An 8,279-nucleotide genomic window follows, 5' to 3' on the forward strand; every position below is an offset into this window, starting at 1 on the left:
TAGAACAGTTCGGTCGGTTACCGCTGGGGGGACCAGCATTCCGACCCAGATGCGGGTTCGCGATGAACCCCCGGGTCCGTCATGGTGCCCGTCGGCGGAAGTGTCCGCACGTGGGACGCTGTCGAGCTGATGTCGCAGACGATTCACCGCCGTCTGGCGCCACGATGGCCCGGACGACGCCTGATGTCACAGACGACTCAGCTCGACAGCGTCACATACTCTTTCGCCCCAGACCGGCTCGGCGACCACCACCGTCCCACGCGGCACGGATCACCCGTCCGAGGGTGTACGACGAGGCGCTAGGCCGGCACGACGTGGAAGAAGTGGGTCGGCAGGTGCACGGCCAGTCCCTCGTGGATCTCGGCACAGACGGCCGGGCCGTCGGTGGACAGGGTGCCGGGCGGCGGGGTGTCGACGCGGATCGCGGACCGCCCCGCGTCCAGCAGGCGGGCCGCCATCGCGAAGTCGCCGACCACCGCCTCGCCCGGCGCCACCATCCGCGTACGGCTGATCTGGACGCCGTTGCGGGTCAGGTCCGTCAGGAGGGAGCCCTTGCCGAGCAGGTGGGTGTAGTAGTCCCGCGGGTTGACGATCATCGCGTGCGGGGTGGCCCCGGTCTGCTCGATCTCGTCGCAGGCGGCGAGCAGGCCGCTGAGCCAGTCGTGCCGGTACGGCAGCCGCCCGATCTCCGGGTGCCGCAGCAGGCCGCCCTCGCCGATGGTCAGCGCCTGGTTCTCGGCCGTGGCGAGGCGGACCAGCAGCCGGTAGTCGATGAAGGAGGCCAGCGCCTCCGGGTCGTCGGCGAGTTCCTCGGGGATGCGCACCCAGGCGCGGATCGGGTGCACCCCGGCGGAGGCGGTGCCGAAGCGGAAGGCGGCCTCCCGGCGCAGGCCCGACTCGTGCACGGCGGCGGCCTCACCCGCGTCGGGCCGGCCCTCGGACCAGAACCGGACCGGCTCCATGCCGACCGGCCGCTTGCGGAACAGGTTGCGCACGGTCACCCGGGGGCGTTCCTTGGTCGGCTGGAAGGCGTCCGTGATGGTGTAGTCGAAACGCACCTCGGCGCCGGCGGGATCGTCGGCGTACGCGCGGGCGAACAGCTCACCGGGCGACAGCGTCGACGGCGCGGTCACGGGCGGCGCGGTGGTGATGGTCATGAGTCCTCCCCGATGGAGATGGCGTGCCGGATCAGCCGCTCGTAGAAGGGCTGGTGGTGGTCGTGGTACGACCGCAGGGTGTCGTTGTTGGCGACGGTCACCTCGAAGGACTTCTCGACCGGAGAGAAGCCCGAGGTGCGTTCGACGTCGAGGTGCCACTTGCGCGTACGCCGCCACTCGGTGCGCTCCCCCGGCGCCCAGTTCAGCGCCTCGGGCAGGAACGGCAGCCCCACGGCCCCGCACCAGGCCGACACCGTCTCGGCGGGGTGCCGCAGCAGGTTCTCGGCCCGGATCACCACCGGCGGCCGGTGCGCGGTCCGGCTGACCAGGTCGAACAGCTCCCACTGGTGCTCGAAGCCGATCTCCGGACAGGTCACCGTCGGCTTGATCGCGTAGTGCGAGCTGATCGTGCGGGCCGGTTCCCGGACGATGAAGGTGTGCGTGACGTCGGCGACCGCCCCGGGGTCGTCGAACAGGTGCCGGTAGCGGTATTCGAGCGTGTCCTTGACGAAGACGGTCCGGTCCCGGCCCAGCTCCGTCAGGTGCGCGACGACCTTGGCCGCGTCGGTCACGGTGAGGGTGCCGCCGTCGGCGGTGGGCAGCTCGACGTGCCCCTCGTCGACGAGGGTGACCAGGGGCTCGTGGACGACCGTGACGTCGCCGCGGGCGATCATCATGCGCAGGAACGCGGTGGAGAGCGCCCGGGGGTGCGCCCACATGGCGATCACCGGCATGTGGGCCCCCCGTGGCGCGTCTCCCGCCGCCCCGGGGCGGCGCCGCGGCGGGGCGCGCTCACTGCGACCACGACGTGGGCTTGCGGTCCCACCGGTGGCCGCGCAGCGTGTCCAGCACCCCGGCGTCCAGCGGTACGCCGTCGCTGACGGCCAGGTTGGCGCGGACGTGCTCGACGCGGCGCATGCCGGGGATCACCGTGCTCACCGCAGGGTGGTGCAGGATGAACCGCAGCGCCAGCTCCGGCATGGTCATCCCGGCCGGCACGTCGGCGGCCAGCCGCTCGGCGCGCTCCACGCTGGGCAGCAGGTTCTCCGGCCCGAAGTACGTGCTGCGCCAGTCCTCCTCCGGCCAGGTGCTGTCGGCGGTCAGCGTGCCGGTCAGCGTCCCCTCGTCGAACGGGACGCGGGCGATGATCGCGATGTCGTCGCGCTGGGCGCGCGGGAACAGCTCGTCCTCCGGCGCCTGGTCGAAGATGTTGTAGATGACCTGCACGACGTCGATCAGGCCGGTGTCGAGGGCGGCGTGGCAGTTCGTCGGCTCCCACCGGTTGACGCTGATCCCGACGCCGTCGACGACGCCCTCCCGCTTGAGGTCCGCGACGGCCTCCTGCCAGCGGCCGTCGGCGGCCCACCGGTCCTCCCAGACGTGGAACTGGAGCAGGTCGATCCGGTCCACGCCGAGGTTCTCGAGGCTGCGGTGGGTGAACTCGCGGATGTGCTCGGCCGGGAAGACGTCGTCCAGGGTGTCCTGGGGGCCGGGCGGCCACTCGCGGTTCTTCGGCGGGATCTTGGTGGCCAGGTACAGCCGGCGGTCCGGGTGCCGGCGCACCAGGCCGCCGAGGAGCTGCTCACTGACGCCCCGCCCGTAGACCCAGGCGGTGTCGAAGAAGTTGCAGCCCCGTTCCACCGCCTCGTCCAGGCAGGCCGGCGCGGTGTCGTAGTCCCAGCCGGTGAAGCCGCCGGGTCCGCCCCCGATGCCCCACATCCCGTATCCGACCTCGCTGACCTGCCAGCCGAGCCGACCCATCCTGCGGTATCGCATTCCACTCCCTCATCCGTGCCCGAAATTGCGTCGCGCGCGACCGTTCACCCTGGTCCCGCCGGCAGCAGCAGCCGGTCGGCCTCCCGCCCCTCGTGCGCGCCCAGCCAGGCGCGGTAGGCGCCGACGGACGGGCCGAGCCGGTGGTCGGTGAAGCCCCGGCGGCGTTCCAGCTCGGCGCAGCCGTCGCGCCGGAAGAGCCGGGGGTTGTCGGTGAGCAGCGTCGCGAAGACCGCGCGCAGCCGCTCCTCGTCGGCGCCCGCGCCGGGCGGGAAGAGGGCCAGCAGCACGGCGGCGTCGCGGTCGCCCTCGCCGGCCGCCTCGCGCAGCCCCGCCAGGAACCGCGCGCAGCTCACCCGGGGCAGGGCGTCCGCGCCGCCCAGCGGCAGGTCGGTGAAGTCGACGCTCACCGGGTGCAGGACGTGCAGCGTGCCGCCCCACTGGCGCGGGTCGACGACCGTGGCGACGATCCGCCGGGCGGCCCAGTCCACCGGCGTCCAGTCGGAGCGCACGGGCGCGTCGGGCCGCATCCGCAGCCGGTGGCAGGCCGCCAGCAGCAGGTGGGTCAGGGCCCGGGGGTTGGGGTGGCCGTCGTCGGCCGCCGGCATCACCTCGCCGAGGCGCAGCACCGTGACGGTCGCGCCGCGCCGCCGGGCGTCGTCGAGGTACCGCTCCGCCACCCACTTCGACCGGCTGTAGCCGCTCGTCGGCGCGACGGCGAGGGCCGGGTCGTACGTCTCGGGCAGCGGCTGCGGGTGGCGGGCGGCCTCGCTGTCGAGGACGCCGAGGGTGGAGACGTGGTGCAGCGGCTTCGGCCGCCCCGTCAGGCACAACCGCAGCAGCTCGGCGGTGCCGAGGACGTTCGCGGCGCGGTGGGCCCGGTAGTCGAACAGGAAGTTGACGAGCGCCCCGGCGTGCAGCACGAGGTCGCAGTCGTGGGCCAGCCGGTCCCACGCCTGCGGGGTCAGGCCGAGGGCCGGGCTGCCGAGGTCGGCCGCGTACGCGTGCAGGCGCGGGTCGTGGCCGGGCCGCCACAGGCCCCGCTCGGCCAGCGCGCGCACGACGCGGGCGGTGGCCTCGGCGTCGTCGGCCGCGCGGGCCAGGCAGAGCACCCGGACGTCGGTGGTGGCGAGCAGCTCGTGCACCAGGCGCGCGCCGACGAAGCCGGTGGCCCCGGTGACCAGGACCGTACGCGGCGCCCGGCGCCGGCCGACGGGGCGTACGGGCAGGTCGGCCGGGATCTTCGCGTCCCGCTCCACCAGCTCGTCCTCGGTCTCGGTGGGATCGGCCGTGCGCAGCCGTACGGCGAGTGCGCGGGCGAGCCGGGCGGCGCTGCGGTGGGTGAACAGGTCCTGCACGCCGACCCGCACGCTCTGGTCCGCGCCGAGGGCGGTGACCGCGTCGAGGGCCTGGAGCGAGTCGCCCCCGGCGTCGAGGAAGTCGGTGTCGGGGTCGAGGTCGGGCCGGCCGAGGACCGTCCGGAACACCCCGAGCACGCGGTCGGCCAGCGTCCGCGCCTCGGCGGGCGCAGCCGACGGGCGGGTCCGGTCGGCGAGCGTACGGTCCAGCCATGCCTCCAGCGCCTGCCGGTCGACCTTGCCGTTGCCGGTCAGCGGCAGCGCGTCGCGCACGACGACGTGCCGGGGCACGTGGGTGCGGGGCAGCAGCCCGCGCAGGTGCGCCCGCACCTGCGGCTCGGTCACCTCGGGGTCGGCGGCGAGGAAGAGGGCCAGCGACTTCCCCCGGTGCTCGCGGGCCAGCAGGACCTTCGCCAGCCGTACGCCGGGCAGCCGGGTGGCGGCGGTCTCGATCTCGCCGGCCTCGATCCGGACGCCGTTGACCTTGAGCTGGTGGTCGCGGCGGCCGGCGAAGTGCAGCCGGCCGTCGGGGGCGATCCGGCCGAGGTCGCCGGTGCGGTAGAGCCGGGCGCCCGGGATGTCGGGCAGCGGGTTGGGCACGAACACCTCGGCGGTGCGGGCCGGGTCGCCGAGGTATCCCTCGCCCAGGCACACGCCGCCGATGACGATCTCGCCGGTCTCGCCCGGCGGCAGGGGGCGCAGCTCGTCGTCCACGACGGCGGCGTGACAGTTGTCGATGGGCCGGCCGATGGGGATGACGTCGCCGTCGCTGCGGGCGACGGTGTGGAAGATCATTCCGATCGACGCCTCGGTCGGGCCGTAGCCGTTGGTGACCGCCACGCCCGGCACCAACTCGGCCAGCCGGTGCACCGCCCAGGGGTCGATCTCCTCGCCGCCGACGATCACGTTGCGCAGCGAGGCGACGGCGCGCCGGGCCGCCGGGTCCCGGTCCAGGACCGACACCAGCGCGCCGAGCACGCTCGGCACGAAGTCGGTCATCGTGACGGTCTCGTCGGCGATGGTCCGGATTGTCCGCTCGACGTCGAGGAACCCGCCCTCGACCGGCACCACGGCGCGGCCACCGGTGGTCAGCGGCCAGAACATCTGCCACACCGACGAGTCGAAGGTGTGCCGGCTGTTCTGGAGGACCACCTCGTCGCCGGTCGCCGCGAAGTGCCGCGTCATGAACCGCAGCCGGTTGGCGATGCCGTCGTGCCGGTTCAGTGCGCACTTCGGGGTGCCGGTGGTGCCGGAGGTGAAGATGCCGTAGATCAGGTCGGCCGGGCCGATCGGCACGCCGGGCCGGCGGCGGGTCGGGACGATCTCGTCAAGGTCGACGGGCAGGCAGGGGACGTCACCGGTGTCGGCACGCGGGCCGGTGCGGCGTACCACCGCGAGCCGGGGCCGCACCTCCCGCAGCGAGGCGTGCAGCCGGTCCGCCGGCCAGCCGGGATCGACGGGCACGAAGGCCGCGCCGAGCTTCATCAGCGCCAGGTCGACGACGGGCAGTTCGAGCCCGTCGGCGATCAGGACGGGCACCACGTCGCCCCGCCGGACGCCCCGCCCGGTGAGGGCGGCGGCGACGCCGTTGGCCAGGTCGTCGAGTTCGCGGTACGTCAGCGAGCGGCCCCGGAACGACACCGCCCGGCGGTGCGGGTGCCGGTCGACGCGCTCCTCGACCATGCCGGGCACGGCCAGGAAGGGCCGGTCGTCGTAACTCCTCCCGGCGGCCGCCGCAGTGGTGGCGGTGCACCGGCAGGTGGGCCCGTCGGAGGCGGGAACCGCCGCCGTGGATCCGGTGTCGCCCGCCCTCATCACGCCTCCTGTCCCCGTGCCCGCAGGCCTGTCGTCATGCTGCGGACGGGACGAATCCGACCCGACGCGCAGCAAGGGTAGTTATCGGCGCCGGTCGATGCCCTGGCTGCTGGTCAAGGACACTAGAGGGCCGATCGATGGGAGGGAATATGCAACTTTCTGCTACATCGATTCCCGTCACTTGGAAGTAGTGAGAGCACTCCCCGCGCGCCGCCCGTCCGGCGGGCAGCCCTCCCACCAGGGAATCCTTCGCCCACCTGCCGGCGTACGCGGAGATTCCACGCTGGACCGTCGGCCACGCGCGGAGGCGCACCGGCGGCGCGGACGGACGCCCCCGCCACGCGACGAGCAGGCGCGATGACGGACGGTAGCCAGCGACGCGCGGACCGTTCGCGCCGGCACAGCGGGGCGCGGACGCCCCGCTCGCTGGTCACCGCCGTCATCGCGATCAGCTCACCCGGCGGTCGTGCCCCTGCCAGAACCGCTCCCGCAGCTCGCGGCGCAGGATCTTCCCGCTGGGGTTGCGCGGCACCCGGTCGATGAACTCGTAGTGCAGCGGCTGCTTGAAACCGGCGAGCTGGCCGCGCAGGTGCAGCGCCAGGTCGCGCTCGGTGAGCCGCTGCCCCTCCACCGGCACCACGAACGCGTAGACGGCCTCGCCCCAGCGCTCGTCCGGCACGCCCACGACCGCCGACTCGGCGACCAGCGGGTGCCGGCTGATCACGTTCTCGACCTCGACCGGGTAGACGTTCTCCCCCGAGACGATGATCATGTCCTTGATCCGGTCGCGGATGTACAGGTAACCGTCCTCGTCCAGCAAGCCGGCGTCCCCGGTCACGACCCACCCGTCGACGAGCGTCTTCGCCGTGGCCTCCGGCAGGTTCCAGTACTCCACCATCACGCCCGGCGAACGCAGCCAGACCTCGCCGACCTCGCCGGCCGGCAGCGGCTCGCCCTTGTCGTCCACGATCTTGACCTCGAAGCCCGGGTACGGCAGCCCCGCCGACTGCATCTTGCCGCCGTCCGGGGTGTGGTCGGCCGGGGGCAGGCAGACGGCGGAGTTGCCGGTCTCGGTCAGGCCGTAGATCTGGGCGAACTCGCAGCCGAAGCCCTCGATGCAGCGGGCCAGCAGCGCCGTCGAGATGGGCGCGCTGCCGTAGACGATCTTCCTCAGCGAGGCGAAGTCCGCCTTGGTGACGCCGGGCTCCGCGAGCAGCAGTCGCAGCATCGAGGGCACCGCGAGGATGGTGGTGACGCGCAGCGATCGGATCAGCTCGACCGCGCCCGCAGTGTTGAACTCGCGCATCAGCACGTTCGTGGCGCCCGCGGCGAAACCCATCGCCGCCCACGACAGGCCGCCGATGTGGAATCCGCCGTTGCAGAGGAGGCTGACGTCGCTCTCGCGCAGGTCGAGCCAGTCCAGGTTCTCCGAGGCGAGCCCGTCGCGTACCGCGAAGAAGCTGCGGTGCGCGAGGACGACGCCCTTCGGCAGACCCGTCGTGCCGCTGGTGTACATCTGCGCCAGCGGCGTGTCGGACGTGACCTTGGCCAGCACGTTCGCGTCGGGCTGCGCCGACACCCAGGCCGCGAAGCCGGCGCGGGCCACGCCGTCGGCGTCCAGCGCGACCACCTGCCGCAGCATCGGCAGCTCCGGCGCCAGCTTCTCGGCGACCGGGGTCGAGTCGGCGTCGACGAAGAGCAGGGCGGCGCCGGAGTCGCGCAGGATGTGCTCGACCTCGCCGGCGGCCAGCCGCCAGTTGATCGGCACGAACACCACGCCGATCTTCGCGGCACCGAAGAGCAGGTCGTAGAAGTGCTCGGACTCCTTGCCGAGGTAGGCGACGCGGTCCCCGGGGCGCAGGCCCGCCGCCTGGAGGCCGCGCGCCACCTGGTTGCTGACGCGGTGCAGGGTGGCGTAGTCGACGCGCCGGCCCTCGCAGATGATCGCGACGGCTTCCGGCTGCTGGGCGGCGTGCCGGCGTGCCACGTCGACGAGCGTGCGCAACTGAACGGTCACCAAGTCCTCCTCAGTGGACGTACGGGGTGGGGGCGGCTCACGCCGCGTCGGCCTGGGAACGCATGCCGGGCGGGCTGACCCTCCGCGCTCGCCAGCCCGTCGGCCGCGCTGTGCCTGGCCCGCGACGTCGTCATCGCCGTTCCTCCTTGCGCACGAGTG

At 73.4% G+C, this 8,279-nt stretch carries 5 protein-coding genes; all 5 read right to left on the reverse strand.

Translation table 11 applies throughout. The features are described from left to right. Nucleotides 1-299: 299 nt before the first annotated feature. A complete protein-coding gene (locus tag EV374_RS24580) occupies nucleotides 300-1,157 on the reverse strand; it encodes a family 3 encapsulin nanocompartment shell protein (RefSeq protein ID WP_132239261.1) in 858 nt (285 codons plus the stop codon). Further along, nucleotides 1,154-1,891, reverse strand: coding sequence for a sulfotransferase-like domain-containing protein (locus EV374_RS24585; RefSeq protein WP_132239263.1), 738 nt, complete (start codon nucleotides 1,889-1,891; stop codon nucleotides 1,154-1,156). Before EV374_RS24585 ends, EV374_RS24580 begins: the two co-directional genes overlap by 4 nt. A gap of 58 nt (nucleotides 1,892-1,949) precedes the next feature. Then, nucleotides 1,950-2,933, reverse strand: coding sequence for an aldo/keto reductase (locus tag EV374_RS24590; RefSeq protein WP_132239265.1), 984 nt, complete (start codon nucleotides 2,931-2,933; stop codon nucleotides 1,950-1,952). A gap of 44 nt (nucleotides 2,934-2,977) precedes the next feature. Next, on the reverse strand, nucleotides 2,978-6,103 hold the full coding sequence (locus EV374_RS24595; protein WP_132239267.1) for an amino acid adenylation domain-containing protein: 3,126 nt from the start codon (nucleotides 6,101-6,103) through the stop codon (nucleotides 2,978-2,980). Between the two features lie 448 nt (nucleotides 6,104-6,551). Further along, nucleotides 6,552-8,120, reverse strand: coding sequence for a fatty acid--CoA ligase (locus tag EV374_RS24600; protein WP_165947904.1), 1,569 nt, complete (start codon nucleotides 8,118-8,120; stop codon nucleotides 6,552-6,554). Nucleotides 8,121-8,279: the final 159 nt, after the last annotated feature.

Source organism: Micromonospora sp. CNZ303, from assembly GCF_004345505.1.

Bases quoted from the DNA above. Each gene is read 5' to 3' on its own strand.
- EV374_RS24580 (WP_132239261.1), bottom strand. From the start codon at position 1,157: ATGACCATCACCACCGCGCCGCCCGTGACCGCGCCGTCGACGCTGTCG.
- EV374_RS24585 (WP_132239263.1), bottom strand. From the start codon at position 1,891: ATGCCGGTGATCGCCATGTGGGCGCACCCCCGGGCGCTCTCCACCGCG.
- EV374_RS24590 (WP_132239265.1), bottom strand. From the start codon at position 2,933: ATGCGATACCGCAGGATGGGTCGGCTCGGCTGGCAGGTCAGCGAGGTC.
- EV374_RS24595 (WP_132239267.1), bottom strand. From the start codon at position 6,103: ATGAGGGCGGGCGACACCGGATCCACGGCGGCGGTTCCCGCCTCCGAC.